The sequence below is a fragment of the Streptomyces sp. bgisy159 genome (assembly GCF_057707805.1).
In genome coordinates this window covers 1-26628 of sequence record NZ_JBYIQX010000041.1, presented here as the reverse complement: position 1 = coordinate 26628, position 26628 = coordinate 1, and the positions used below count along the sequence as shown (strand labels likewise).

Genomic DNA, 26628 nt, shown 5'->3' with positions numbered 1-26628 from the left:
CCGGTCATGTTCCGCGGGGTCGAGCGAGGCGAGCGGGACGAGGGCCGGCCCGGTCCGATGACGAGGGCCGGCCCAGCCCGGCCCGGTCCGTGGACCCGAGTGCTCGGGGGCCGCGGCGGACCTTGTACGGCGGCGGGCGGCGGGCGGCGGGCGGCGGGGAACCGTGGCGGCTCGCCTACGGCCTCAGCGCGAGCGCGCCGCGCGGGTGTCGGCACCCGACTGTGTCTCGGCGGTCGCCCCGTCGCCGGCCTCGGCGGTCGCACCGCCGCCGGCCTCGGTGCGCGATCCGGCCTGCCGCGCCGAGTCATCGGCGTCTTGCCGGGCGGCCCCAGGATCGTGGGCCTCGCCCGTCCGGTCCTCCGGACCGGGCAGCGGGTCACGGGAGCGCCGCTTGGCGATGACGGCGCAGACCATGAGCTGCATCTGGTGGAAGAGCATCAGCGGCAGCACGGCGAGCGAGGCCTGCGCGCCGAACAGCACGCCGGCCATGGGCAGCCCGGCGGCGAGCGACTTCTTCGACCCCGCGAACTGGATGGTCACGCGGTCCTGCCGGTCGAAGCGCAGCGCCTTGGCGCCGTACCAGGTCAGGGTCAGCATCACGGCGAGCAGCACCGCCTCGACGACCAGCAGCCCGCCGAGCCGGAGAGGGCTGACCTGATGCCAGATGCCCTTCACCATGCCCTCGCTGAACGCCGTGTACACGACGAGAAGGATCGAGCCGCGGTCCACGTAGCCGAGCACCTTGCGGTGACGCGCGACGTAGGCCCCGATCCACCGGCGCAGCACCTGCCCCGCCAGGAACGGCGTCAGCAGTTGCAGCACGATCTCGACCAGCGAGTCGGCCGAGAAGCCGCCCCCGTCGTCGCCGAGCAGGGCGGCCGCCAGCAGTGGGGTGATCACGATGCCGACGAGGGAGGAGAAGGAACCGGCGCAGATCGCGGCGGGAACGTTCCCACGGGCGATCGAGGTGAAGGCGATCGACGACTGGATGGTGGACGGCACGAGGGTCAGGAAGAGCAGCCCCTGGTAGAGGGGCTGGGTCAAGAGGACCGGTACCAGGCCCCGGGCCGCCAGACCGAGCGCGGGGAAGACGACGAAGGTGCAGGCCAGGACGGTGACGTGCAGACGCCAGTGCCGGAGGCCGTCCAGCGCCTCACGGGTGGACAGGCGGACGCCGTAGAGGAAGAAGAGGAGCGCGATCGCCACCGTGGAGGCCCCCGAGGCCACGTCGGCCGCCGTACCCCGCGCCGGAAGGAGGGCCGCCAGACCGACCGTACCGAGCAGCAGCACGATGTACGGGTCGATCGGCAGCCGGCTCGGCCACTTCAGGCGTCTCACGGTGCTCCACTTGCTGGTCCGGGCGCTGTACTCCGGGGAGGGTTCCCCTTCCTCATGGTCCTCCCCTTCGGGGTGATCGGGAATCCGTCATACCGCTCTGACTGTCATCATGATGCGTGATGACCGGCTACCGTATGCGGTATGTATGACCCCTCCCATCTGCGAACCTTCCTCGCGGTGGCGCAGACGCTGAGTTTCACGCAGGCGGCGCGGCGGCTGGGACTGCGCCAGTCGACGGTCAGCCAGCACGTACGGCGGCTGGAGGACGCGGCCGGGCGGACGCTGTTCAGCCGGGACACCCACTCCGTCCGGCTCACGGAGGACGGCGAAGCCATGCTCGGCTTCGCTCGCCGGATCCTGGAGGTCCACGAACAGGCGACGGCCTACTTCACCGGCACACGGGTGCGCGGCCGGCTGCGGTTCGGCGCCTCGGAGGACTTCGTCCTGACCCGGCTGCCCGAGATCCTGGAGAGCTTCCGCTACGAGCACCCGGAGGTCGACCTCGAACTGACGGTGGAACTGTCCGGCACCCTGCACGAGCGGCTCGCGGCCGGAAAGCTCGACCTGGTCCTCGCCAAGCGGCGCCCCGAGGACCCGCGCGGCGAACCGGTCTGGCACGACCGCCTCGTCTGGATCGGCACGGACCGGCTGCGCCTGGATCCGGAACGCCCCGTGCCGCTGATCGTCTTCCCGCCGCCCGGCATCACCCGCGCGCTCGCGCTGGAGGCGCTGGAGCGGCAGGGCCGGCCGTGGCGGATCGTGTGCACCAGCACCAGCCTCAACGGGCTGATCGCGGCGGCCCGAGCCGGTCTCGGCGTGATGGCCCACTCGCGCGGCCTGATCCCGCCCGGTCTCGTCCGCGTACCCGACCGGGCCGGTCTGCCGGAACTCGGCCGGGTCGACTTCGTGCTGGTGCACGGCCGACGCCGGACGACCGCGCAGGACGCGGCGGACGCCCTCGCGGCGGCGATCCTGGCGGGCGGCGATCGGCTCCACCGGCGGTAGGCGCGCCCGCCCTGCCCCTACCCCGCCCTCTCCTTCCGCCCGCCCGCTCCCCGCTCCCCGCTCCCCGCTCCCCGCGTGACGGAATCGGTCCGCCGGACGCTGAGGCAAGTGACGGTCGAGGCCCGTGAGCCCGCCCGCTGAACGCGTGTGCGGGATACGGGGATTCGGTGGAGATCACGGCACCGAAACTTACTGAATGGTCAGTTTTCTGTCCGACCCTTCCCCATGTGGGCCCATATAGTCACCCCTGACCTGCACCGACGACGGCACCGCTCGCCTTCGCGCCCCCTGACGCGCCCTGCCGCGGTGGGGTAGCTTTCACGGCGCTGCGGCCAGAGAGCGGGGAGCCGGGTTTGCACGAGTTCACCAATCCTCCGTTGGCGTCGGCGCCGCCGGTGGGCGGCCTGGCCGACGTCGTCTTCGAGCACGCCGAGCGCGACCCGAGCCACATCGCGCTGGGCCGCAAGGACGAAGCGGGCCGGTGGCGCGATGTGACCGCCGCGGAATTCCGCGACGAGGTGCTGGCACTGGCCAAGGGCCTGCTGGCCCAGGGTGTGCGGTTCGGCGACCGGGTCGCGCTCATGTCGCGTACCCGCTACGAGTGGACCCTGTTCGACTTCGCCCTGTGGACGATCGGCGCACAGGTGGTGCCCGTGTACCCGACGTCGTCGGCCGAGCAGTGCTACTGGATGCTGTACGACGCCGAGGTGACGGCCGCGGTCGTCGAGCACGAGGACCACGCGATGACCATCGCCACGGTCATCGACCGCCTGCCCCGGTTGCGCCGGCTGTGGCAACTGGACGAGGGCGCGGTGCAGGAGCTGTACGACGCGGGCGCCCACCTGGAGGACGAGGTGGTGGACCGGCACCGCGAGGCGGTCACGCCCGACTCGGTCGCCACGGTCATCTACACCTCCGGGACCACCGGCCGCCCGAAGGGCTGCCTGCTCACCCACGGCAACTTCATGCACGAGGCGGACGCGGTGATCCACGGCTGGGAGCCGGTGTTCCGCTCCCGCAAGGGGGACGAGGCGGCGACCCTGCTGTTCCTGCCGCTCGCGCACGTCTTCGGCCGGATGGTGCAGGTCGCCGCGGTCCGCGGCCAGGTCCGCTTCGGTCACCAGCCGCAGCTCAACGCTGCGGCGCTGCTGCCCGACCTGGCCGCGTTCCGGCCGACGTTCTTCCTGGCCGTCCCCTACATCTTCGAGAAGGTGTTCGAGGCGGCTCGGCGCAGGGCGGAGCGGGAGGGCAGGAGCGGACCGTTCGAGAAGGCCGTCGAGGTCGCCGTGGCCTACGCGGACGCCGTGGAGGCGAAGGCGTGGGGCATCGGTCCCGGCCCCTCGGCGGGGCTGCGCGTGCAGCACCAGTTCTTCGACAAGGTCGTCTACTCCAAGGTGCGCGCTGCCATGGGCGGCCGGGTGCGGCAGGCGATGTCGGGGGGTTCGGCCATGGACCGCCGGCTGGGCCTGTTCTTCGCCGGCGCGGGCGTCCAGATCTACGAGGGGTACGGCCTGACCGAGTCCACGGCCGCGGCCACCGCCAACCCGCCCGGCCGCACCCGCTACGGCACCGTCGGCCGGCCCATTCCCGGCGTGACCGTGCACATCGCGGACGACGGGGAGGTCTGGCTGCGCGGCGCCAACGTCTTCCAGGGCTACCTCAACGATCCCAAGGCCACCGACCAGACCCTGCACGAGGGCTGGCTGGCCACCGGCGACCTCGGCAGCCTCGACGCGGACGGCTTCCTGACCATCACCGGCCGCAAGAAGGAGATCCTGGTCACCTCCGGCGGCAAGAGCGTCTCCCCGGGCCTGCTGGAGCAGCGGGTGCGTGAGCATCCTCTGGTCAACCAGTGTGTCGTCGTCGGCAACGACCGGCCCTTCGTCGCCGCCCTGGTCACCCTCGACCAGGAGGCCGTCGAACACTGGCTGCACATGAGCGGCAAGCCCCGGATGGAACCGGCCGAGCTGGTCCACGACCCCGATCTGGAGACCGAGGTGCGCCGGGCCGTGGTGGCCGCGAACACGTTGGTCTCCCAGGCCGAGTCGATCCGCACCTTCCGTATCCTGGCGCAGCCCTTCACCGAGGAGCAGGGCCTGCTCACCCCGTCCCTGAAGCTGAAGCGCAAGGCCATAGAGAAGGCGTACGCCGAGGAGGTGGACGCCCTGTACCACTCCCGGGGCTCCTAGGGCCGGTGCGGTGGCTGCCCCCGGGACGCGGACCGGGGCACGCTTCGTCCGGGGAGCGCGGCACCGCTCGTTCGGGAACCGCGGCCCGGCCGAATCGCACGAGCGGGATTGCGTGATCAGGAATGCACGGCGCCTCGTGATCGTTGACGATGTGAGTACCACCTGACGGACAACCGAAGGATCAAGAGCTCGTGAGCAGCAAGGTCCCCCCGATCATCCTCAACAACGGCGTCGAGATGCCCCAGCTGGGCTACGGCGTCTGGCAGGTGCCGGACGACGAGGCGGAGCGGGCGGTCTCCACCGCGCTGGAGGCCGGGTACCGCAGCATCGACACAGCGGCGATCTACGGCAACGAGGAAGGCACCGGCAAGGCGATCGCCGCCTCGGGCCTGCCCCGCGAGGACATCTTCGTGACGACCAAGCTCTGGAACAGCGACCAGGGATACGACTCGACGCTGCGCGCGTTCGACACGTCGCTGGCCAAGCTGGGGCTGGACCACGTCGACCTGTACCTGATCCACTGGCCGCTCCCGCAGCGCGACCGCTACGTCGACACCTACAAGGCGCTGGAGAAGCTGCACGCCGACGGCCGGGTCCGCGCGATCGGCGTGTCCAACTTCCTGCCGGAGCACCTGAAGCGGCTGATCGGCGAGACGTCGGTCATTCCGGCGGTCAACCAGATCGAACTCCACCCCCACCTGCAGCAGCACGAGGCCCGCGAGTACCACGCCGAGCAGGGCATCGCCACCGAGGCCTGGTCGCCGCTGGGCCAGGGCAAGGGCCTGCTGGAGGTCCCGGCCATCGTGGCCATCGCGCGGAAGCACGGTCGCACCGCCGCCCAGGTCGTGCTGCGCTGGCACCTCCAGGTCGGCAACGTCGTCATCCCCAAGTCGGTGACGCCGTCCCGCATCACGGAGAACATCAGCGTCTTCGACTTCAGCCTGGACGACGAGGACCTCGCCGCGATCAGCGCGCTGAACGAGGACCGGCGCATCGGCCCGGACCCGGCGTCGTTCGACGTGGGCTGAGCGTTCGACGCGGACCGAGCCGCGCCTTCCCGACGGGCCGACGCCTTCTGCGCCGGCCCGTCGGTGTGCCACCTCCGCGCTCCGTCAGTTGGGCTGGCCGAGGGGGCGTACGACGACGGTGTTGACGTCGACCCCGTCGGGCTGCCGGACGGCCCAGACGACCGAGTCGGCGATCTGATCAGCCGTCAGCAGGCGGCCGGGCGGGAGGCTGCCGCGGCCGTCCCAGAACGGGGTCTCGACCCGCCCGGGTGCGATCAGGGTCACCCCGACGCCGTGCTCGGTGACCTCGCGGCGAGTGTTCTCGGCCAGGCCGGTCACCGCCCACTTGGTCGCCCCGTAGAGGTTGCCCGGCGTGTTGACGAAACCGGCGACGCTGCCCACCAGGACGATCCGGCCCCGGGTCTCCTTGAGCGCCTCGACGGAGGCGCGGACGAGCAGCGCGGGCCCCAGGACGTTGGTGAGGACCATCTCCGGCCAGTCGGCCGGATCGCCGGTGGCCACCGAATCGTGGGTGGCGACACCGGCGTTGGCGACGACGGTGTCCAGTCGGCCGAAGGCGTGCAGTGTACGGTCGACCGCCGACTGTACATGGCCGTAGTCGGACGCGCTGCCGGCGATCGTCAACAGCCCGTCGGGCTTGCCGAGGTCCTCGGCGAACGCGCGCAGCCGCTCCTCGCCACGCCCGGTGACGGTGACCCGGTGACCGGCGTCGAGCAACCGCCGCGCCACCGCGGCGCCGATACCGCTGCCGCCGCCGGTGATCAGTGCGACCGGTGAGTGGCTCATGTGTGTACCCCCATATGCGTGGTGCGGACGACGGGAGTCCATCACTTGGAGCGCTCTCCAGGTCAACCCCGGCTGACGGCCCGGCTGACGACTACGACACAAGGGAGCCCCGTCAGCTGTGGCAGCCCTGGCACCCCTGCACCCCTGCACCCCTGCACCCCTGGCGCACGCGCTATCCCGGCCGGACGGCGGTGTACACCGTGTGCGCCGTCAGCACGAACAGATCCGGACGACGGTACACACTCGCCGTGTCCTGCCGATCCAGGAGCCGGTCCAGCGCGGCCCTGTCCTGCGCGTCGAGTTCGTCGCCGAGCCGGTCTCGTACCCGGGACAGCACGGTCCCGGCGAAGTCGCGGGCCCGGTCGGAGACGGGGGCGGGCAGATCGAGGAGGAAACTGCGGGTCCGGGTGTGCTTCAGGCCGGCGGCGGCGAGCAGGGCGGGCCAGTCCTCGGTCTCGGCGACGGAGTCGGGAAGCTCGGCGCGCATCCGGGCGAACCAGTCGGTCTGCAGAGCGTCCAGCCGAGCCTCGATGCCCGGCCGGCCGAAGCCGAGGTCCCGGGGGAGGAAGCGGGTCGGCAGGCCCCCCTCCATGATCGCCAGGGTGCCGCCGGGAGCGAGCCGTCCAGCGAACGCCGCCAGAGCGGCACGCTGGTCGCCCAGGTGGTGCAGGCTGCGGCTCGCCCACATCAGGTCCGCGGGGTAGTCCAAGTCGTCCAGGGCGTCGGGGAGTTCGCCGGCGAGGGTGTCGAAGCGGTCTCCGTGGCCCAGCCGGGCGGCCCGGTCACGGGCCCGTCGGAGCAGGGGCTCGGAGCCGTCGGCGGCCACCACCCGTGCCCCGGGGAAGGTCTCCGCGAACAGGCAGGAGATCACGCCGGGCCCGCTGCCCACGTCGACGATCAGTCCCGGTTCGGTCACCTCCTTGCCCAGCCAGGCCAGGGCACGCTCGTACATCGGGGTGAAGAGTTCGGCCTCGGCCTCCAGGTGCGCGGCCATCTCCGCCCAGTCGACCTCGGTGCCGTGGCCGTGGCCGTGCCCGTGGCCGTGCCCATGGCCGTCGTCCGGAGCATGACCACGCTCCCGACCGGGACCGGGACGGTCCCTCTCCTCGGAACCGTGTCCGGTGTCCCGGCCGGGGTGGTGCGCCGGGCCGTGCTCCGTGCCGTGCGGGTGCGGGTGGGTCTCGTGCTGCTCGTGCGCCATGTGCTCAGCCTCTCCTCCGGTATGCCGACAGCGTGCGCCGACGGACCGGAGGGAGGCCACTCCTGTTGCGGCTACGGCAAAATCCGGGCCCTGCGGCGCAAGGCCCGGCCGTGATCCGCCGGGGTGCCGGGCGGAGGACGGTAAGGCGGCCCCGGCGGATCACGAGTCGGTTCAGCCGATCAGGGCAGCGGCGGGTACGCGTTCTGCATCAGCTGCTGGAACTGGGAGGAGAACCAGTGCCCGGCCACCGGAGCGTCGGCCAGGGCGCCCGACGGGTTGTTGCCGTTGCGCGCGTTACCCCCGTAGGTGGGGTCGCACATACGGTCGAAGCCCTTGCCCTCGTCGTTGGGGATGGCGGAGCTGGCGCCGTCCGACTCACCCGGGGGCTTGACCCACACGTAGGCGTCGATCCCGGCGGCCGGGGCCGTGGTGGGACGTTCGCCGAGGCCGGCACCGCTCTGGTTGCACCAGTTGCCGGCGTGGATGCGGCGGTCGATGCGGCCGCCGTCGACGTAGCTGTCCACCGAGGTCGTCGCACCCGGGCCGGCGGGCCGGGCCGAGCCGCCCCAGCCGTTGCGCGAGGTGTCGATCAGCATGCCGAGACCGGATTCGAAGCCGGCCGCGACGAGCTTGTCGCGCAGGGCCTGCGCGAAGGACTGCTCGTCCACGTACCAGTTCCAGTCGATCCACTTGGACTGGCGCACGGTCTGCCCGTTCACCGAGTCGCCGATCTTGACGTAGGGCTCCTTGGTGGCGCCGTAGTTGGCGGTGTTCACGATGAAGCCGGCGACGTCGCTCACGCTCGCGCCGTTGGAGGTCGCGGTCTTGTAGAACTCCTGGACGGACGGGTCGAGGTTGGTGTCCCAGCCGATCCAGGCGTGGTGGCCGGCGTCGATGTAGTTGTAGACGTTCGGGATGGCGCCCAGCTGGTCGAGGGCGTAGCTGACGCCCTTCTCGTAGTTGCCGTTGGCCTTCATCGTCGCGCAGGCGTCGGTGCTTCCGGCGGTGCCGCCCGCGTTGGTGACCAGGTTGGGCAGCGAGTCCGGCTCGATGACGGTGGCGATCCGCAGCCCGGCGTACTTGGAGTCCGACAGGATGGCGGCGATCGGGTCGATGTACTCGGTCTTGTACCGGTCGATCTCGGTCGGGCCGAGTTCGCCGTTGGAGGCGAGCGCCGAGCAGTCGCGTCCGGGCAGGTCGTAGATGACGAGCTGGATGACCAGCTCGTCGGAGCCCTTCTGCCGAAGCGCCTCGTCGAGGTGGTCCCGCAGCCCCATGCCCCCGTTGACGCCCTCGATGGCGGCGATGCGGTCCAGCCAGACGGCGGTCGACTGGTCGGCGATGCGGCTGCCGCCCGGTTCGGCGGCGGCGTTCGCCGACCATTCCGGGTTCACATAGCCCTTGGCGCCGACGTAGGGGTTGTCGGCCTTGTCGGACGGGTTGCCGCCGCCCCCGTCACCGCCCCCGTCACCGCCGCCGTCGCCACCGCCGTCACCGCCGCCGTCGCCGCCCCCGCTGCCGTCGTCCACGTTGCAGGTCACGCCGTCGAGTGTGAAGGTGGCCGGGACGGGGTTGCTGCCGCTGTAGGTGCCCTGGAAGCCGAAGCTGACCGAACCACCGGTGGAGAGGCTGCCGTTGTAGGACTCGTTGGCGGCGGTGACACCGGTGCCGCTCTGGGTGATCCGCGCGTTCCAGCCGTTGGTGACGCGCTGGTTGCCGCCGTAGGACCACGCCACCGACCAACTGGACTTGGCGGCGCCATTGTTGGTCACGGTGACGGCGGCCGTGAATCCGGAGCCCCAGTCGTTCTGGACCTGGTAGTCGACGGTGCAGGGGACGGCGGCCAGGCCGACGCCGCCGGGGTCCGCGGCCGCGAGCGCGGTTCCCGAGGCGCCGGCGACCAGCGCCATGGCAGCGAGCATCGCTGTTCTGGTACGACTCATGAGTGCGGGTTCCTTCGTGGTTGCGGGTGTTGTCCGTCGAGCGAGCGCAGGTGGTCGCGCAGCCCGATGCCGTACGCCGTCGGCGTTCCGGCATGGTCGGAGATCAGCGAGGGACCAAGGAGCAGTCCCAGGTGTTCCAGGTCCAGCCGAGGTACGACAGGTCCCGGTCGTCGAACCAGTTCATGACGCGGTCGACGAAACCGTGCGAGCAGCGGTTCTCACCGTTGTCCCCGGCCACCAGCGGCACTTGGGCCCGCACGGGGGCGGGGATGGAGTTCCAGCAGCGCTCCGCGCAGCGGGCAGGACGGTCGTCCACGCGCCGGGCGGCGGTGAGATCGCCCGCCGGGCCGGTGGTCCGGCAGGCCGGCGTGGGCGGGGTGGGCGTGTGCGTGCGTGTGGGCGTGAGCTCGGTGTCGGTGTCGGTGTTAGAGGCTGTGCCGTCGAGCGGGAACGCCGTCGGTACCGTGTTGCCCCCGCCTTCGTTGCCAGGAAGCCGGCACTGACGCCGACGCCGACGCGAACGCCGGTGCTGGTGCCGGTGCCGAGCGAACCGTCGGAGCTCTCGTTCGCCGCGGTGACGGAGGCACCGGACTGCGGCCCCCAGGCGTTCCAGCCACGGGTGACCGGCCGGCCGTCGACGAAATCGAGGGTCGGGCTCCAACTGCTCAGGGCGGCCACGTGGTCGGTGTTCCGAACGGCGGCTCGGAGGCCGGCGTCCCACTGGCCGGTGACCGAGTACTCCACCGTGCGGGCAGGCGCGGCTCCCTCAGCCGTGACTGCCGACGGCGTCGACCCCGCGACGGGGTCGACGTCACAGGCCACGGCTAAAAGTACTGAAGGCGGGGGGTGTCGCATGAGCGACTCCTTGCAGCTCAGGCGCGTCGTGGCGGACGCGTCGACTGATGGAATCGCTCCCACTGGTGTCCAAGAAGCTAGCGCCAAGTGCCGGCAAAGAACAGGGGAGCCGCCGATTTTCCCTGACTTTCGCTCAATGACGGCCGGTGAAATTTTTTCGACTCTTCAAGCATCTTGACCGTCCGTAGCGTCGTCCTCACTATGGGAGCGCTCCCACTGGTTCAAGGCTTGTTGCTCCGCGCCCACCTTCTCCCGAGCCGCAAGGAGGAACCAGCACATGCATCCCCAACGCAGACGCCGCACGGCGCGGCGCCTGTGGACCGCCGCCGTGGCGGCCCTCGCGCTCCCCCTGGCCACCCTGAGCACACTGTCGACTCCCGCCCAGGCGGCTGCACTTCAGTGCAGCGTCGACTACAAGACCAACGACTGGGGTTCCGGCTTCACCGCGGACCTCACCCTGACCAACCGCGGTACCGACTCCATCAACGGCTGGACCCTGACGTACGGCTACACCGGCAACCAGCGGCTGTCCAACGGCTGGAACGGCACCTGGTCGCAGTCGGGCAGTCAGATCACCGTGCGCAACGCCCCGTACAACGGCACCATCGCCGCCGGCGCGGCCGTGAGCACGGGTGCGCAGTTCACCTACAGCGGCACCAACGCCGCTCCGACGAGCTTCGCGATCAACGGCACGCCCTGCGTCGGCGCCCACCAGCCGCCGATCACGGTGCTGACCAGCCCGGCGCCGGGCGCGGTCTACAGCCAGGGCGACGCCGTACCGCTCGCGGCGACCGCCGCGGCCGCGGACGACGCGAGCATCTCCAAGGTCGAGTTCTACGACGACACCACGCTGCTCGGCACGGACACCAGCGCTCCGTACACACTCTCGGCCTCCGGGTTGACCGTGGGCAGTCATTCTTTGCTGGCGAAGGCCTACGACAGCCTGGGCGCCTCGGCGGAGTCGGCCCCGGTCGGCATCCAGGTCGCCTCGGGACCGGCGATCGTGGTGTCCACCAACCAACTCGCGGTCAGGCAGGGCGAGTCGGGCACGTACGAGGTGAAGCTGTCGACACAGCCGTCGTCCGACGTGACCGTCACCACCACCCGGGCGAGCGGCAACTCCGGACTGACGGTGTCCGGCGGTGCCTCGCTCACCTTCACCCGGTCGAACTGGAACACCGGGCAGACGGTGCGGATCAGCGCCGATTCCTCCGGCACGGGCTCGGCCACCTTCGAGTCGTCGGCGAACGGGCACGCGAAGGCGTCGGTCACCGTCACCGAGCTGGCGGGGGCCAAGGAGTACGACGCCCGCTTCCTGGACCTGTACGGGAAGATCACCAACCCGGCGAACGGCTACTTCTCCCCCGAGGGCATCCCGTACCACTCGGTGGAGACGCTGATCGTCGAGGCGCCGGACCACGGGCACGAGACCACGTCCGAGGCGTACAGCTACCTGCTGTGGCTGCAGGCCATGTACGGCAAGGTCACGGGTGACTGGTCCAAGTTCAACGGTGCGTGGGACACCATGGAGAAATACATGATCCCCACCCACGCCGACCAGCCGACGAACTCCTTCTACAACGCCTCCAAGCCGGCCACCTACGCACCCGAGCTGGACACGCCGAACGAGTACCCGGCGCAGCTGGACTCCGGGGTGTCGGTGGGATCGGATCCGATCGCCGGTGAACTGAAGACCGCATACGGCACGGACGACGTCTACGGTATGCACTGGCTGCAGGACGTCGACAACGTCTACGGCTACGGAAACGAGCCCGGCAAGTGCGAGGCCGGCCCGACCGCGACCGGACCGTCGTACATCAACACCTTCCAGCGCGGCGTGCAGGAGTCGGTGTGGGAGACGGTGCCGCAGCCGACCTGCGACCAGTTCAGGTACGGCGGCCCGAACGGCTACCTCGACCTGTTCACCGGTGACGCCTCCTACGCCAAGCAGTGGAAGTTCACCAACGCCCCGGACGCCGACGCGCGTGCGGTGCAGGCGGCGTACTGGGCCGACAAGTGGGCCGGCGAGCAGGGCAAGAAGAGCCAGGTCTCCGCGACCGTCGCCAAGGCCGCGAAGATGGGCGACTACCTGCGCTACTCGATGTACGACAAGTACTTCAAGAAGATCGGCAACTGCGTCGGGCCCTCCTCCTGCGCGGCAGGCACCGGCAAGGACGCCTCGCACTACCTGATGTCCTGGTACTACGCCTGGGGCGGTGCCACCGACACCAGCGCCGGCTGGGCGTGGCGGATCGGCTCCAGCCACGTCCACGGCGGCTACCAGAACCCGCTCGCCGCGTACGCGCTGAGCAGCTACGCCGACCTGAAGCCGAAGTCGGCGACGGGGCAGGCGGACTGGTCGAAGTCGCTGCAGCGGCAGATCGAGTTCTACCGCTGGCTGCAGTCCAGTGAGGGCGCGATCGCGGGCGGCGCCACCAACAGCTGGGCGGGCCGCTACGCGACCCCGCCGGCCGGCAGGTCGACCTTCTACGGGATGTACTACGACGAGGCGCCCGTCTACCACGACCCGCCGTCCAACCAGTGGTTCGGCTTCCAGGCGTGGTCCATGGAACGCGTGGCGGAGTACTACCAGCAGACGGGTGACGCGGCGGCCAAGGCGGTCCTCGACAAGTGGGTCGACTGGGCGCTGTCCGAGACCACGGTCAACCCGGACGGCACGTTCCGCATCCCGTCGACGCTGCAGTGGTCGGGCCAGCCCGACACCTGGAACGCCTCCAGCCCCGGCGCCAACAACGGCCTGCACGTCACGGTCGCCGACTACACCAACGACGTCGGCGTGGCGGCGGCGTACGCAAAGACCCTGACGTACTACGCGGACCGTTCCGGTGACACCGAGGCCGCCACCACGGCCAAGGCGCTCCTCGACGGCATGTGGGACAACTACCAGGACAGCCTGGGCATCGCCGTCCCGGAGACCCGCGCCGACTACAACCGCTTCGACGACCCGGTCTACGTCCCGAGCGGCTTCAGCGGCGCCATGCCGAACGGCGACGCGATCAACTCCTCGTCGACGTTCGCCTCGCTGCGGTCCTTCTACCAGGACGACCCGGCCTGGTCGAAGATCGAGAGCTACCTCGCGGGCGGAGCGGCGCCCGTGTTCACGTACCACCGGTTCTGGGCCCAGGCGGACATCGCCCTTGCCATGGGCTCGTACGCGGAGCTCCTCGAGTAAGCCCCGCTCTCGCTCCGCGTAGCGCGCCGGGCGGTCCCCTTCCCGCTGTGGGGACCGCCCGGTCGTCGTGCCCCCACCCCTGACACGGCTTCGTGAGGGAAGGACCCCCACCGTGCGAAGAACCCGCATCCTGACGGCCGTACTGGCGCTGGCCGCCGGTCTGCTCGCGGGCAGCCCGCCCGCGCTCGCCGCGGACCGGGCGGCCGAGGCGAGTCCGGCCGCCGAGTCGTACACCTGGAAGAACGCGCGCATCGACGGGGGCGGCTTCGTCCCCGGCATCGTCTTCAACCGCACGGAGCGCAACCTGGCGTACGCCCGCACCGACATCGGCGGCGCGTACCGGTGGCAGGAGTCGAGCAAGAGCTGGACGCCGTTGCTGGACTCGGTCGGCTGGGACCGCTGGGGCCACACGGGGGTGGTGAGCCTGGCCTCCGACCCCGTCGATCCGGACAAGGTGTACGCGGCGGTCGGCACGTACACCAACAGCTGGGATCCGGGCAACGGGGCGGTCCTGCGCTCCGGGGACCGGGGCGCGAGCTGGCAGAAGGCCGATCTGCCGTTCAAGCTGGGCGGCAACATGCCGGGCCGGGGCATGGGCGAGCGCCTGGCGATCGACCCGAACAAGGACAGTGTGCTGTACCTGGGCGCGCCCAGCGGCAAGGGGCTGTGGCGGTCCACGGACTCGGGGGTGACCTGGGCGCAGGTGACCGCGTTCCCGAATCCCGGCAACTACGTACAGGATCCCAGCGACACCAGCGGGTACGCCTCCGACAACCAGGGCATCGTCTGGGCGACGTTCGACGAGTCCACGGGGACGCCGGGCAGCGCGACGAAGACGATCTACGTCGGGGTCGCCGACAAGGACAACGCGGTGTACCGGTCGACGGACGCGGGGGTCACCTGGCAGCGGATCGGTGGACAGCCGACCGGATACCTGCCGCACAAGGGTGTCCTGGATGCGGTCAACGGTTATCTGTACATCGCATACAGCGACAAGGGGGGTCCCTACGACGGCGGCAAGGGGCAGCTCTGGCGGTATGCCACGGCTACCGGCACCTGGACGGACATCAGCCCCGTGGCCGAGGCCGACACCTACTACGGCTTCAGCGGACTGACCGTCGACCGCCGGGACCCCGGCACGCTCATGACGACCGCCTACAGTTCCTGGTGGCCCGACACCCAGCTCTTCCGCTCCACCGACAGCGGTGCCACCTGGTCCAAGGCCTGGGACTACACCTCGTATCCCGACCGGGCGAACCGCTACACCATGGACGTCTCGTCCTCGCCCTGGCTCACCTGGAACGCCGACCCGCAGCCGCCCGAGCAGACACCCAAACTCGGCTGGATGACCGAGGCGCTGGAAATCGACCCGTTCGACTCCGACCGCATGATGTACGGCACGGGCGCGACGATCTACGGCACCGAGAACCTCACCGAGTGGGACGGCGGCGGCACGTTCACCATCAAGCCGATGGTGCGCGGGCTGGAGGAGACCGCGGTCAACGACCTCGCCTCGCCCCCGTCCGGCGCCCCGCTGCTCAGCGCGCTGGGTGACATCGGCGGCTTCCGGCACACGGACCTGACCGAGGTGCCGTCGATGATGTACACCGCGCCGGTCTTCACCACGACCACGAGTCTCGACTACGCCGAGACCGACCCGAACACGGTGGTGCGGGTGGGCGATCTGGATTCGGGGCCGCACGTCGCGTTCTCCACCGACAACGGTGCCCACTGGTTCGCCGGCAGCGACCCCTCGGGGGTCAGCGGCGGCGGCACGGTGGCCGCGGCGGCGGACGGCAGCCGGTTCGTGTGGAGTCCGAACGGCACCGGCGTGCAGCACACCACGGGCTTCGGGACGTCGTGGTCGGCGTCGAGCGGAATCCCCGCGGGCGCGATCGTGGAGTCCGACCGGGTCGACCCGCTGACCTTCTACGGCTTCAAGTCGGGGAAGTTCTACGTCAGCGAGGACGGCGGGGCCACCTTCACCGCGTCCGCCGCGACCGGCCTGCCCGGCGGCGACAGCGTCCGCTTCAAGGCGTTGCCCGGCACGAAGGGCGACGTCTGGCTGGCGGGCGGCGCGAGCGACGGGGCGTACGGGCTGTGGCACTCCACGGACGCCGGGGCGACCTTCACCAAGCTGTCCGGTGTGGAACAGGCCGACACCGTCGGCTTCGGCAAGGCGGCTGCCGGTGCCACCTACCAGACGCTGTACACCAGCGCGAAGATCGGCGGGGTGCGCGGCATCTTCCGGTCGACGGACCAGGGCGCGACCTGGACGCGCGTCAACGACGACGCCCATCAGTGGGGCTGGACCGGCGCGGCGATCACGGGCGATCCGCGGGTCTACGGCCGGGTGTACGTCTCCACCAACGGCCGGGGCGTGATCTACGGCGACACCTCCGACCCGAACGGCGGAGGCGACGGCGGCGGGGACGACGGGGGCGGCGACGACGGCGGTACGGACCCGCCCCCTGCCCCCACGGGTGCCTGCGCGGTGACGTACGAGATCACCAACGAGTGGTCGGGCGGCTTCCAGGCGGACGTCAAGCTGGCCAACACCGGCACGTCCCCGTGGTCCGGCTGGTCGCTCGACTGGGCCTTCCCGAACGGGCAGAGCGTCGGACAGCTGTGGAACGCCCGGTTCACGCAGTCGGGTTCGGCGGTGACGGTGCAGAACGCCGGCTGGAACGGCGACGTGGCGGCGGGCTCCTCGGTGAGTTTCGGGTTCACGGGCAGCTGGACCGGGTCGAACACCGAACCCACGGCGTTCCGGATGGGTGACCGGACCTGCGCCGTGCTCTGACACCCCCGGCGTGGTGGGTGGCCGCTCCCGGCGGCCACCCACCACGCCCTTCACGGACCGGCCTGTGGGGCTTTCCGGGTCAGGGGCCTCGGCGGTGGTGCGTCAGGGCGTGTACACGGCCGGTCGGGGCGCCGTGGCCATGCGGTCGCCGAGGAAGAAGCTCGGGTGGGGCGGCTGGTTGTACGCGGTGTTCTGCCAGGCGAGCCCCGTGCGGTACATGGTGTCGTGCAGCAGGGTCGTGATCCGGGTCGTCGTCTCGTAGGGCGTCGAGTAGATGCGCAGGGCCCGGTTGTCGGACGTGGGCCAGATCACCTCCTCGCGCCAGTCGCCCAGGATGTCCCCGGACAGCGAGGGGGTCGCCTTGGTGCCGTTGGCGGAGTGCACGCCGTACCCGGTCAGCAGGCGGGTGTCGCCGGACGGCCCGTACTTGTCGATGTGGGTGCCGTCGAGGAGTTCACGGACGGGGTCGCCGTCCCACCACGACAGGAAGTTGACGCTGGACGGCTCGCGTCCCTTGGCGGCGCCGGCCTCGTCGCGGACGGCGGTGTCGGAGGCGGACCAGACCTCGGCGCCGTCGTTGCCGGCCCAGATGTCGCCGGCGACGCCGCGCCCGTTGTCGCAGCACGGGGAGAGCTTCCAGTTCACCGCGCCGTTAGCCGGATCGATGTACAGCTCGGCCGGCTGGTTCCTGGACTCGGAGACCTTGAAGTACTCCAGACCGGGGTGCGACGGGTCGAGGTCGCCGAGGTGCTGGGCGTCGCCGTGACCGGTCCTCGTGGTCCACAGGCCCCGGCCGTCGTCGTCGACCGCCATCGCGCCGTAGACGATCTCGTCCTTGCCGTCGCCGTCGACGTCCCCGACGGAGAGGCTGTGCGAACCCTGGCCGTCGTAGCCCCGGCCGGCGTTGGTGGAGGAGTTGGTGTCGAAGGTCCAGCGGCGGGTGAAGGATCCGTTGCGCCAGTCCCAGGCCGCGATCACGGTCCGGGTGTAGTAGCCGCGTGCCATGATCAGCGACGGACGGGAGCCGTCGAGATAGGCGGTGCCGGCCAGGAAGCGGTCGACGCGGTTGCCGTAGGAGTCGCCCCACGACGACACCGAGCCGCGCGCCGGCACGTATCCGACGCTCTGCAGGGCCCGCCCGCTCCGGCCGTCGAACATGGTCAGGTACTCCGGCCCGGACAGCACGTAGCCGCTGGAGTTGCGGTGGTCGGCCGAGGAACTGCCGATGACGGCGCCGGTGCCGTCCCGGGTGCCGTCGGCCGTCTTCATCGCCACCTCGGCCCGGCCGTCGCCGTCGTAGTCGTACACCTGGAACTGTGTGTAGTGCGCGCCGGAACGGATGTTGCGGCCCAGGTCGATCCGCCACAGCCGGGTGCCGTCCAGCCTGACGCCGTCGACGACGGTGTTGCCGGTGTATCCCGACTGCGAGTTGTCCTTGGCGTTCGTCGGCTGCCACTTGAGGACGATGTCCAGGGCGCCGTCGCCGTCGAGGTCGCCGACGCTCGCGTCGTTGGCCTCGTAGGAGTACGCGACACCGTCGGGGGTCGTGCCTCCGGCGGGCGGGGAGAGGGGCACGTCCTTGTAGCCGGAGCGGAACTGGACGGCGTGGACGGAGTCGCCCTGCTCCACGCCGTCGACGATCGCGCGGACGGTGTAGTCGGCGTGGGCGGGCGCGGCGGCGTGGAAGTAGTCGGTGGAGCCGGTGATCGGCGCGGAGTTGACCTTGGTGCCGGCCCGGTAGAGGTTGAAGGCGATGTCGCCGGGGTCGGTGCCGAGCCACCGCCAGCTGACCAGGTTGCCGTCGGTGGTGTGGACGCTCACCACGCCCCGGTCGAGGGCCTCCACCTGCCGGGCGGTGGCCGCCTCGGCGGTGGCCGCGCCCAGGGTGGTCAGCCCGGTGCCGACCAGGGCGGCCGAGGCGGTCAGCGCGGTGAGGACGAGGGTACGGCGTCTGCGGTGCTTGCGGGGGTGCGGCTGCGGGTGCTGCACGAGACGTGACCTCCCGTGAGAGCGGACAGGTTGTGTCCTGTCAGTCGTCGCCGGGGTCCGCCGGGTTGCCGTACAGCCGGGCCAGTTCGGTGGCCGTCCGGGCGATCCGCGCGCGCAGTGCGACCGGCCGGAGCACCTCGATGCCGGCGCCGAGCCGGAGGAACTCGGCGTGGGCGTGGTCGACGGACTCGATGGGCACCCGGGCGACGGTCCAGCCGTCGGGGTCCGTGCGGCCGCCGTCGTCCACGGCACGGCCGGCCGCCCCGGTCAGGTGCACTCCGGGAGCGAGGCGGACCAGGGCCTCGGCGCGGTGCAGCCGGTCGTGGAAGTCGCGCCGGCAGGCAGCCCAGTACCCGGCCAGGTCGAAGTCGCCGGGTCTGGTGAACACCTCGTCCCGCGTGGTCAGTTCGAGGATCTGGTCGACCCGGTAGGTGCGCGGTCCCGGGGCGGCGACGACGTACCAGCGCCCGGCTTTGAGCACGAGTCCGTACGGCTCCAGGCGGCGCCGCACGTCGGTTGGCTCCCGCCAGCGGCGGTATACGACATCCAGGACACGGTTGTTCCACACCGCGTCCGCCACCGCGGGCAGGAGCGGTACCTCGTCCCCCTCGGCGTACCAGCCGGGAGCGTCGAGGTGGAAGCGGCCGCTGATCCGGTCGGCGTGGGGACGCAGCTCCGCCGGGAGCGCGGCGCGCACCTTGAGCCGGGCGGCGGCGAGCACGTCGCCGAGGCCCAGCTCGGCGGCCGGTCCGGGGAGCCCGGCGAGGAAGAGTGCCTCGGCCTCGTCGGCGGTGAGACCGGTCAGGCGGGTGCGGTAGCCGCCGAGCAGCCGGTAGCCGCCGGCGTGACCGGCGTCGCCGTACAGCGGCACACCGGCCGCGCTCAGCGCCTCCACGTCCCGGTAGACCGTGCGGACCGAGACCTCCAGCTCCGCGGCGAGCTGGGCGGCGGTCATCCGGCCCCTGGTCTGCAGCAGGAGCAGGATCGAGACGAGTCGGCCGGACTTCACTGACACAGGATGTCAGTGAAGTCGCCCTAGCGTCGCGGTCATGGCCTTCCAGGAGAAACTGCTGACCGTCCCGCCGCCGATCGCGCTCGCGGGACGGCGGATCAAGCGCTACCACGTGACCGCCGACCCGGCGGGGATCGCCGCCGATGTGCAGGATGCCGCATACAGGATCCTGCCGACCCTGCTGCCGGATCTCGACGACACTCCCCCGGCGACGTTCGTCGTCCTGCACCAGGGCGGCGACGGCGGTACCTACCTCAATGCCTACAGCTGGGTATGGGACAACGTCCTGCACTTCCGCGGCGCCGCGGCCGGGCAGCCGGTGCTCGGCTGCCCCGACCGCGACCCCACGCACTTCGTTCCGGTGGACAGGCCGTGGATCGGCTGCGTCTGGGAGCTGCCCCCGATCCAGCACGAGCGCGACGCCTGGGTGCGCCACCTGCTCTCACCCGACATCCCCGATCTGCACAGCTACTTGACGGACAGTCTGCCCGAGGGAAGTACCGGAGGCCTCTCATGAGCGGCGCGCACGGGTCCGGCTTCCGCTCCGGGGACGGACAGGTTCGCGACCACCGCGGCAGCGACTTCCCGCCCCCGGGAGAGGCGGGAGGGAGCGGCTGGGGCGGCCTGGGGACCGGCCGGTTGCCGGGGTTCAGCCGTCAGGGGCCCGCCGCGCCGGCTTCCGGAACGCCCGCAGGGTGAACACCGGGTCCGGGCGCGGCCGGTCCTGGTCGGGCAGGGCGGCCAGGCGGTCGGCGAAGTCGTCCGTCCGCGGATCCCCCGGCGGGAGCGTGAGGAACCAGCCGCGTCGCAGGTCGGCAATGGCCCGGCGGGGACTGCGGCCCTGGCCCCGGCCGGGGAAGCGGGCCTGCCCGGCCGGGGTCAGGCCCTGGTCGGCGGCGTACGCCTCGACGATGTGCGCGGCGTCCCGTGCGGTGCTGCGCGGGCGGGCGGAGAGAACGCCATCGATGTCACTCCCCACGTTGTGGGCAGCGCCCTTGTCGACCGTCGTCACATACACCCCGCCCGGCCGCAGCACCCGGGCGCACTCGGAGACGATCCGGTGGACGTCCGCCGCCTCGTCGGGAAGGTGCAGCAGCCACACGCTGGACACGGCGTCGAACGCGGCGTCCGGGAACGGCAGCCGCCTGCTGTCGGCGACGACTACCGCGCCGGGGAGGCGGGCGGCGGCGGTCCGCGCCATCGCGTGCGCCAGGTCCACCCCGGCCACCCGGGTGTCGGGCCGCGCCGCGGCCAGGCGGCGGGTCACGATGCCGGTGCCGCAGGCGACGTCGAGCCACCGGCCTCCGCGCTGTCGCGGAACCAGGCCCAGGACGGCCTCGGCGGCCGCCTCGGCCCTGGGCTCACCGCCGCGCAGCCCGTCGTAGACGGCCGCTTCCTTCTCGTAGTCGAGCACGTGGGTCCCCCCGTCCCTGGGTCCGTCCCTCGGTGATCGGCCGGGTTCAGTCGGCACCGTGCGCCGGCGCGAGGGCTTCGACGCGGTGCGCGAGCTCGAAGTCGAGGCCGGTCAGGGCGCCGCCGGCGCTGTGGGTGTGCACCGCCAGCACGACCGTGTTGTACCCCAGGGTCAGGTCCGAGTGGTGGTCGAGCTCCTCCTGGACCTGGGCGATGTGGGTGACCAGGGCGGTGGCGGCGAAGTGGGACGCGAGACGGAAGGTCCGGGTGAGGCGGCCGCCCTCGACGGACCAGCCGGGCAGCTCGGCGAGCCGGTCCTCGATCTCCTTCTGCGACAGTGCTTCGGCGGGCATGTCCCAGCTCCCTTCCTCGTCGTCGCGTACCGGTTTCAGCCTGCCACAGGTAGGCGTCGGGGTCCTGGTCGCCGACGCGACCGCACCCCCCTGGCCGCGCCTTCTCGGCTACGGTCATGTATATGACCACTGCCCCGACCGCGCCCGCCACCACCCCGTCCTCCTCCGCCGTCCAGGGCGTCGGACCGCTGCTGCGGGCCTGGCGTGAGCGGCGACGGGTCAGCCAGCTGGACCTGGCGCTGCGCGCGGAGTCCTCGGCGCGGCACATCAGCTTCGTCGAGAACGGCCGCTCCCGGCCCAGCGAGGAGATGGTGCTGCGGCTGGCCGAGCACCTGGAGGTGCCGGTGCGGGAACGCAACGCGCTGCTGCTGGCGGCGGGTTATGCCCCGCGCTACCCGGAGACCCCGCTGGAGGATCCGTCGCTGGAGGCGCTGCGGGAGGGGGTGGAGCGGCTGATCCGGGGTTATGAGCCGTATCCGGCGCTGGTCGTCGACGGGCTGTACTCCGTGGTGGCCGCGAACCGGGGGATCGCGATGCTGCTCGACGGCGTCGACGAGGAGCTGTTGGCGCCCCCGCTGAACGCCATGCGGCTGACGCTGCACCCGAAGGGCCTCGCGCCGCGCATCCGCAACCTGCGGGAGTGGCGTGGGCACCTGCTGCATCAGATGGAGCGTCAGATCGCTCTGCAGCGCTCGCCGGAGCTGCGCGCGCTGTACGAGGAGGTGTCCGCCTACCCGTTGGCCGAGGGCGTCGGCGGACCGTCGCGTACGAGTGAACCGGCGGGAGCGGTACCGCACTTCGCGCTTCCGCTGCTGATCGAGCACGAGGGGCACACCCTGTCGTTCGTGTCGTCGATCTCCACGTTCAACACGCCGATGGACGTGACCGTCGCCGAGCTGGCCATCGAGACGTTCCTCCCGGCCGACCCGGCGACGGGCAAGTTCCTGCGCGGCGCCATTACCTGACCGATGCTCAGGGCGCGGTGGCCCCCTCGTGGCGCGCCTTGAGCGCGAGGTGCTGCAGTACGGCGAAGCCGGCCACCGTGCCCGCCTGCAGCACCGTCCACACCGCGCCCGGTCCGGTCGGCGACAGCCACGCGACCAGGGCGAGGAGACTCAAGCCCGACCAGGCGAGGTTGGCCTCCACCACCGCCCGGACCGGGACCGCCGCGGGTCGTGCGCCGAGGGCCAGGACCGCCACGAGAGCGGCGAACACGGTGAGGAACGCGCCCAGGGCGCGCAGCAGTCCGGCGTCGACGCCCAGGAAGCGGCCGAGCGGCCCGGCGGCGGCGAGGTAGGCGAGTCCGTTGGCGCCGGTGACGACGGCGTCCAGGGCGAGGAAGCGGCGCAGCGCGGTGTGCGGCTCGTCGGTGCGGGCGAGAGCGGTGAGCTGGGTCGTGGCCATGGTGAAGCACCCTCCGTCGCGGTCATGGGGCGGTACGGCCCGGCGGCGGCACTCCGGCCGGCCGGGGAGGTCGCGGGTTCCGGGCAGGAGCGCGCCGGCCGGAACCCGGTGACTCCACGATCCCGCCGTCGGCCGAGCCCGTCGATTACCCCCGGGGTCATGCGGCCGTCCGGCGGCCCGGCCCGTGCCGAGGAGATCCTTCCGCTTCCCGTGAGACCGGGCCCGGGACATGACACACTGCTGCCAGGTCGACACGCAGGGGAGACGTGGCGTGAGTGAACGGCGGCCCGCACCCACCGTGGGACAGGTGGTCCTCGGCAGACGGCTGCAGGAGTTGCGGGAGGCGGCCGGCCTCAGCCGCGAGGAGGCGGCCCGGGCGCTGCGGGTGGCTCCCGCGACGGTACGCCGGATGGAGACCGCCGATGTCGCGCTGAAGATCCCGTACGTACAGGTGCTGCTGGAGGCGTACGGCGTGCCGGCGGACGAGACGGCGGCGTTCGTGGAGCTGGCGGAGGAGGCGAACCGGCCGGGCTGGTGGCAGCGCTTCCACGACGTGCTGCCGGAGTGGTTCAGCCTGTATGTGAGCCTGGAGGGTGCCGCGCGGCTGATCCGTTCCTACGAGCCGCACTTCGTGCCGGGGCTGCTGCAGACGCGGGAGTACGCGCGGGCGGTGCTGGAGGCCGGCACCGTCGGGCAGACCACGCCGGAGGCCATCGACCGGCATGTGGCGCTGCGGATGGCCCGCCAGCAGCTGCTGGAGGGGCCGACACCGCCGCATCTGTGGGTCGTGATGGACGAGACGGTCCTGCTGCGGCCGGTGGGTGTGGAGCCGTCGGTGATGCGCGACCAGCTGGACAAGCTGCTGGAGTTCGCCGACCGCGACCGGGTCACGCTGCAGGTCGCGGAGTTCGCGCAGGGCCCGCATCCGGGAACGTACGCCCCGTTCTCGCTGTTCCGGTTCGCACAGCCGGAGCTGCCCGACATGGTCGTCAGCGAGTATCTGACGGGCGCCCTCTATCTGGACTCCCGTAAGGAGGTCTCGGTGCACCTGGAGGTCCTCGACCACATGACGACGCACGCCGCGTCGGCGTCACGCACCAAGGAGATCCTGCGTTCGCTGCGCGCCGCCTGCTGACCGGTGCCGGCCACCGGGAGCGGTGACCCGTACGGGCGCCGTGAACGGGTGTGCTCGCGTCCGCGCCCCTAGCGTCGAACCACGGGTCGAGCAAGGGAGCGCACGCGACCGACACGCGGACCGTCTCGGCCGTCGGGGGTCGGCGGCGGCTGCCGCTGGTGTCGGTGGAGAACTTCCGCGTCCCGCGCCGGCGGCGGACCACGGACGACGCGCAAGCCGTCGTCCCCGACGAGGCCAAGGAGGTCTGATGCCCTCGGACGCCGTGCTGTACCAGGCTGCCGCCCTCTGTCTGACCTATCCGGACGACGACTTCCGCGCCCGGCTGCCGCTGCTGCGTGAAGCCGCTCCGCAGCTTCGGGAGTTCGCCGACCACGCGGCGGTGACACCGCCCGGGGAGCTGGCCGAGCACTATGTGCGGGTCTTCGGCCTCAAGAACCGGTACAGCCTGTACCTGAGCTGGTGGCGGGACGGCGACACCCGTCGTCGGGGGATGTCCCTGGTCCGCTTCGAGGATCTCTACCGGGCGCACGGGCTGGAGTTCACCGGTGAGGAGCTGCCGGACTTCCTGCCCGCGGTGCTGGAGTTCGCGGCCCGCACCGGCAACATCGACATGCTCACCGAGCACAGGGACGCGCTGCGGCAGCTGCGTGACCGGTTGACCGCATACGGCACACCGTATGCGACCGTTCTGGATGCGGTCTGCGCCACACTGCCGACGGTATGCACCGGGGAGCGTCCGTGACCACACTCCTCTGGGGCGCCCTGCCCTCCATCGCTTTCGTCCTCCTGGTCTCCGGCCCGGTCTGGCGCCACCGCCACGACAGGTTCGGCGGGACGCGCCGTACACCCGCCCGGTGCACCTGTTCAGCGCGCCGGTGCAGTACCTGTTCCGGCCGTACATGCCGTACATGCCGTATATCGTCCACCGCAGCCGGGATCCGCACCGACTGGGCCCGCGCGGCGAACGGCCCGGCCGGGAACGGCTCGACCGGGGGTCCCGGCCGCTAGGCGGCGCCGCCCTTGGTGTCCTTCTCGTCGTCGACGATCTCCGCGTCCACCACCCCCTCCTCGTCGTGCGGCGGGGGCGGCCCCGCGTCGGCGGTCGGCTGTTGTGCCTGCGCGTACATCGCCTGCCCCATGCGCTGGCTGACGGAGGAGAGCCGGTCGGCCCCGGCACGCAGCTCGGCGGTGTCGGCGCCGCGCTCCAGCAGCGCCTTGAGGTCGGTCGCCGCCGACTCGACCTCGCTCCTGGTGTCCGACGGGATGCGCTCCGCGTTCTCCTGGAGGAACCTCTCGGTCTGGTAGACGAGTTGCTCCGCCTGGTTGCGGGTCTCGGCGGCCTCGCGGCGGTTGCGGTCCTCCTCGGCGTACTGCTCGGCGTCGCGCACCATGCGGTCGATGTCGTCCTTCGGCAGGGCCGAGCCGCCCGTGACGGTCATCTTCTGTTCCTTGCCGGTACCCAGGTCCTTCGCGGAGACGTGCATGATCCCGTTGGCGTCGATGTCGAAGGCGACCTCGATCTGCGGCACCCCGCGCGGTGCGGGCGGCAGCCCGGTGAGGTCGAAGACGCCGAGCTTCTTGTTGTAGGCGGCGATCTCCCGCTCGCCCTGGTAGACCTGGATGCCGACGGAGGGCTGGTTGTCGACGGCGGTGGTGAAGATTTCCGAGCGGCGCGTGGGGATCGTGGTGTTGCGTTCGATCAGCTTGGTCATGATGCCGCCCTTGGTCTCGATGCCGAGGGACAGCGGGGTGACGTCCAGGAGCAGGACGTCCTTGACGTCGCCGCGGATCACGCCGGCCTGCAGCGCGGCGCCGACGGCCACCACCTCGTCGGGGTTGACGCCCTTGTGCGGATCCTTGGTGGTCAGTTCGCGCACCAGGTCGGTCACCGCGGGCATCCGGGTGGAGCCGCCGACCAGGATGACGTGGTCGATCGCGGAGACCTGGATGTTCGCGTCCTTGACCGCCTGGTGGAAGGGCCTCTTGCAGCGGTCGAGCAAGTCCTGTGTGATCTCCTGGAACTGAGCGCGCGTCAGCTTCTCGTCGAGGTGGAGCGGGCCTTCCGCGGAGGCGGTGATGTACGGCAGGTTGATGGTGGTCTCGGAGGACGAGGACAGTTCGATCTTGGCCTTCTCGGCGCCCTCGCGCAGCCGTTGCACGGCCATCCGGTCGTTGCCCAGGTCGATGCCGTACTGGCCCTTGAACTTCTTGACCAGGTACTCCACGATCCGCTGGTCCCAGTCGTCACCGCCGAGGTGGGTGTCGCCGTTGGTGGCCTTCACCTCGATGACGCCGTCGCCGATCTCCAGCAGGGAGACGTCGAAGGTGCCGCCGCCGAGGTCGAAGACGAGCACCGTCTGCTCCTCGCCGCGGTCGAGGCCGTAGGCGAGGGCGGCCGCGGTCGGCTCGTTGATGATCCTCAGCACCTTCAGGCCGGCGATCTCCCCGGCCTCCTTCGTGGCCTGCCGCTGGGTGTCGTCGAAGTAGGCGGGGACGGTGATCACGGCGTCGGTGACGTCCTCGCCGAGGTAGGACTCCGCGTCCCGCTTCAACTTCTGCAGGACGCGCGCGGACAGCTCCTGGGCGCGGTAGCGGGTGCCGTCGACGGAGCCGTGCTCGGGGAAGCGCCAGTGCGCGTCGCCCATGTGCCGCTTGACGGAGCGGGCGGTGCGGTCGACGTTGGTGACCGCCTGCCGCTTGGCGACCTCGCCGACGAGGACCTCGCCGCTCTTGGCGAAGGCCACCACCGAGGGGGTGGTCCGCGCGCCCTCCGCGTTGGCGATGACCGTGGGTTCACCGCCCTCCAGGACGGCCACCACCGAGTTGGTGGTTCCCAGATCGATACCGACCGGACGTCCCATCGCCGTCCCCTTCCGCCAGGGCTTCGCGCCAGACAGCCTCCAGTTCCAGCACAGAACCTGGGCAGGTGCTTGTCAACAGGACCGTGGGGGGGAGACCCAAAAAGAACCCCACCCCCCCCC

19 protein-coding genes and 2 pseudogenes are annotated in these 26628 nt (G+C 71.3%); 9 read left to right on the top strand and 12 right to left on the bottom strand.

What is annotated here, in order from left to right; translation table 11 throughout:
• Positions 1-183: 183 nt before the first annotated feature.
• The gene (locus tag AC3ET3_RS28895) at positions 184-1338 is read right to left on the bottom strand and encodes a bile acid:sodium symporter family protein (RefSeq protein WP_435613151.1); all 1155 of its coding nucleotides are present in this window, start codon (positions 1336-1338) and stop codon (positions 184-186) included.
• A gap of 141 nt (positions 1339-1479) precedes the next feature.
• On the opposite strand from AC3ET3_RS28895, the gene AC3ET3_RS28890 reads away from it, so the two are divergent.
• The 3 genes from AC3ET3_RS28890 to AC3ET3_RS28880 all read left to right on the top strand — a co-directional run bounded on the left by AC3ET3_RS28890 (position 1480) and on the right by AC3ET3_RS28880 (position 5560).
• Positions 1480-2343 carry a LysR substrate-binding domain-containing protein gene (locus tag AC3ET3_RS28890; protein WP_432133894.1) on the top strand — a complete coding sequence of 288 codons (864 nt, stop codon included), beginning with the start codon at positions 1480-1482 and terminating at the stop codon, positions 2341-2343.
• A 353-nt stretch (positions 2344-2696) separates the two neighbouring features.
• The gene (locus AC3ET3_RS28885; protein ID WP_435613150.1) at positions 2697-4532 is read left to right on the top strand and encodes an AMP-dependent synthetase/ligase; all 1836 of its coding nucleotides are present in this window, start codon (positions 2697-2699) and stop codon (positions 4530-4532) included.
• Positions 4533-4723: 191 nt separating this feature from the next.
• Positions 4724-5560: an aldo/keto reductase gene (locus AC3ET3_RS28880; RefSeq protein WP_432133892.1), complete on the top strand. Its 837-nt coding sequence runs from the start codon at positions 4724-4726 to the stop codon at positions 5558-5560.
• An 84-nt stretch (positions 5561-5644) separates the two neighbouring features.
• Here AC3ET3_RS28880 and AC3ET3_RS28875 read toward each other — a convergent pair whose 3' ends face one another.
• The 5 genes and pseudogenes from AC3ET3_RS28875 to AC3ET3_RS28855 all read right to left on the bottom strand — a co-directional run.
• The gene (locus tag AC3ET3_RS28875) at positions 5645-6346 is read right to left on the bottom strand and encodes an SDR family oxidoreductase (RefSeq protein WP_432133891.1); all 702 of its coding nucleotides are present in this window, start codon (positions 6344-6346) and stop codon (positions 5645-5647) included.
• A gap of 172 nt (positions 6347-6518) precedes the next feature.
• A complete protein-coding gene (locus AC3ET3_RS28870; RefSeq protein WP_432133890.1) occupies positions 6519-7547 on the bottom strand; it encodes a class I SAM-dependent methyltransferase in 1029 nt (342 codons plus the stop codon).
• A 179-nt stretch (positions 7548-7726) separates the two neighbouring features.
• Positions 7727-9490: a glycoside hydrolase family 6 protein gene (locus AC3ET3_RS28865; RefSeq protein WP_432133889.1), complete on the bottom strand. Its 1764-nt coding sequence runs from the start codon at positions 9488-9490 to the stop codon at positions 7727-7729.
• Positions 9487-9848, bottom strand: a pseudogene (locus tag AC3ET3_RS28860) (cellulose-binding protein); the annotation flags it as partial. The pseudogene AC3ET3_RS28860 and the gene AC3ET3_RS28865, both read right to left, overlap by 4 nt.
• 221 nt (positions 9849-10069) lie before the next feature.
• Positions 10070-10345 (bottom strand): annotated as a pseudogene (locus AC3ET3_RS28855) (cellulose binding domain-containing protein); the annotation flags it as partial.
• 277 nt (positions 10346-10622) lie between these two features.
• On the opposite strand from AC3ET3_RS28855, the gene AC3ET3_RS28850 reads away from it, so the two are divergent.
• Entirely contained in the window at positions 10623-13538 is a 2916-nt protein-coding gene (locus tag AC3ET3_RS28850; protein ID WP_432133888.1) for a glycoside hydrolase family 48 protein, read from the top strand.
• A gap of 112 nt (positions 13539-13650) precedes the next feature.
• A complete protein-coding gene (locus AC3ET3_RS28845) occupies positions 13651-16341 on the top strand; it encodes a cellulose binding domain-containing protein (protein ID WP_432158303.1) in 2691 nt (896 codons plus the stop codon).
• A 102-nt stretch (positions 16342-16443) separates the two neighbouring features.
• On the opposite strand, the gene AC3ET3_RS28840 is transcribed toward AC3ET3_RS28845, so the two are convergent.
• Together AC3ET3_RS28840 and AC3ET3_RS28835 are read right to left on the bottom strand one after the other, a co-directional pair.
• A complete protein-coding gene (locus AC3ET3_RS28840; RefSeq protein WP_435613149.1) occupies positions 16444-18330 on the bottom strand; it encodes a rhamnogalacturonan lyase in 1887 nt (628 codons plus the stop codon).
• A gap of 40 nt (positions 18331-18370) precedes the next feature.
• Complete coding sequence (locus tag AC3ET3_RS28835; RefSeq protein WP_432133885.1) at positions 18371-19339, bottom strand: helix-turn-helix transcriptional regulator; 969 nt, start codon at positions 19337-19339, stop codon at positions 18371-18373.
• 40 nt (positions 19340-19379) lie between these two features.
• Here AC3ET3_RS28835 and AC3ET3_RS28830 point away from each other — a divergent pair, with 40 nt between their 5' ends.
• A complete protein-coding gene (locus tag AC3ET3_RS28830) occupies positions 19380-19859 on the top strand; it encodes a hypothetical protein (protein WP_432133884.1) in 480 nt (159 codons plus the stop codon).
• Between the two features lie 132 nt (positions 19860-19991).
• Here AC3ET3_RS28830 and AC3ET3_RS28825 read toward each other — a convergent pair whose 3' ends face one another.
• Together AC3ET3_RS28825 and AC3ET3_RS28820 are read right to left on the bottom strand one after the other, a co-directional pair.
• On the bottom strand, positions 19992-20756 hold the full coding sequence (locus tag AC3ET3_RS28825; protein ID WP_432133883.1) for a class I SAM-dependent methyltransferase: 765 nt from the start codon (positions 20754-20756) through the stop codon (positions 19992-19994).
• A 46-nt stretch (positions 20757-20802) separates the two neighbouring features.
• A complete protein-coding gene (locus AC3ET3_RS28820) occupies positions 20803-21108 on the bottom strand; it encodes a 4a-hydroxytetrahydrobiopterin dehydratase (RefSeq protein WP_432133882.1) in 306 nt (101 codons plus the stop codon).
• Between the two features lie 122 nt (positions 21109-21230).
• Here AC3ET3_RS28820 and AC3ET3_RS28815 point away from each other — a divergent pair, with 122 nt between their 5' ends.
• On the top strand, positions 21231-22073 hold the full coding sequence (locus AC3ET3_RS28815; RefSeq protein WP_432159100.1) for a helix-turn-helix domain-containing protein: 843 nt from the start codon (positions 21231-21233) through the stop codon (positions 22071-22073).
• Between the two features lie 7 nt (positions 22074-22080).
• On the opposite strand, the gene AC3ET3_RS28810 is transcribed toward AC3ET3_RS28815, so the two are convergent.
• The gene (locus AC3ET3_RS28810; protein WP_432133880.1) at positions 22081-22512 is read right to left on the bottom strand and encodes a hypothetical protein; all 432 of its coding nucleotides are present in this window, start codon (positions 22510-22512) and stop codon (positions 22081-22083) included.
• A 271-nt stretch (positions 22513-22783) separates the two neighbouring features.
• Here AC3ET3_RS28810 and AC3ET3_RS28805 point away from each other — a divergent pair, with 271 nt between their 5' ends.
• Positions 22784-23647, top strand: coding sequence for a helix-turn-helix domain-containing protein (locus tag AC3ET3_RS28805; protein ID WP_432133879.1), 864 nt, complete (start codon positions 22784-22786; stop codon positions 23645-23647).
• Between the two features lie 247 nt (positions 23648-23894).
• On the top strand, positions 23895-24389 hold the full coding sequence (gene narJ / locus AC3ET3_RS28800; RefSeq protein ID WP_432133877.1) for a nitrate reductase molybdenum cofactor assembly chaperone: 495 nt from the start codon (positions 23895-23897) through the stop codon (positions 24387-24389).
• Between the two features lie 262 nt (positions 24390-24651).
• Here narJ and dnaK read toward each other — a convergent pair whose 3' ends face one another.
• Positions 24652-26508: a molecular chaperone DnaK gene (gene dnaK / locus AC3ET3_RS28795; protein WP_435613148.1), complete on the bottom strand. Its 1857-nt coding sequence runs from the start codon at positions 26506-26508 to the stop codon at positions 24652-24654.
• Positions 26509-26628 lie beyond the last annotated feature (120 nt).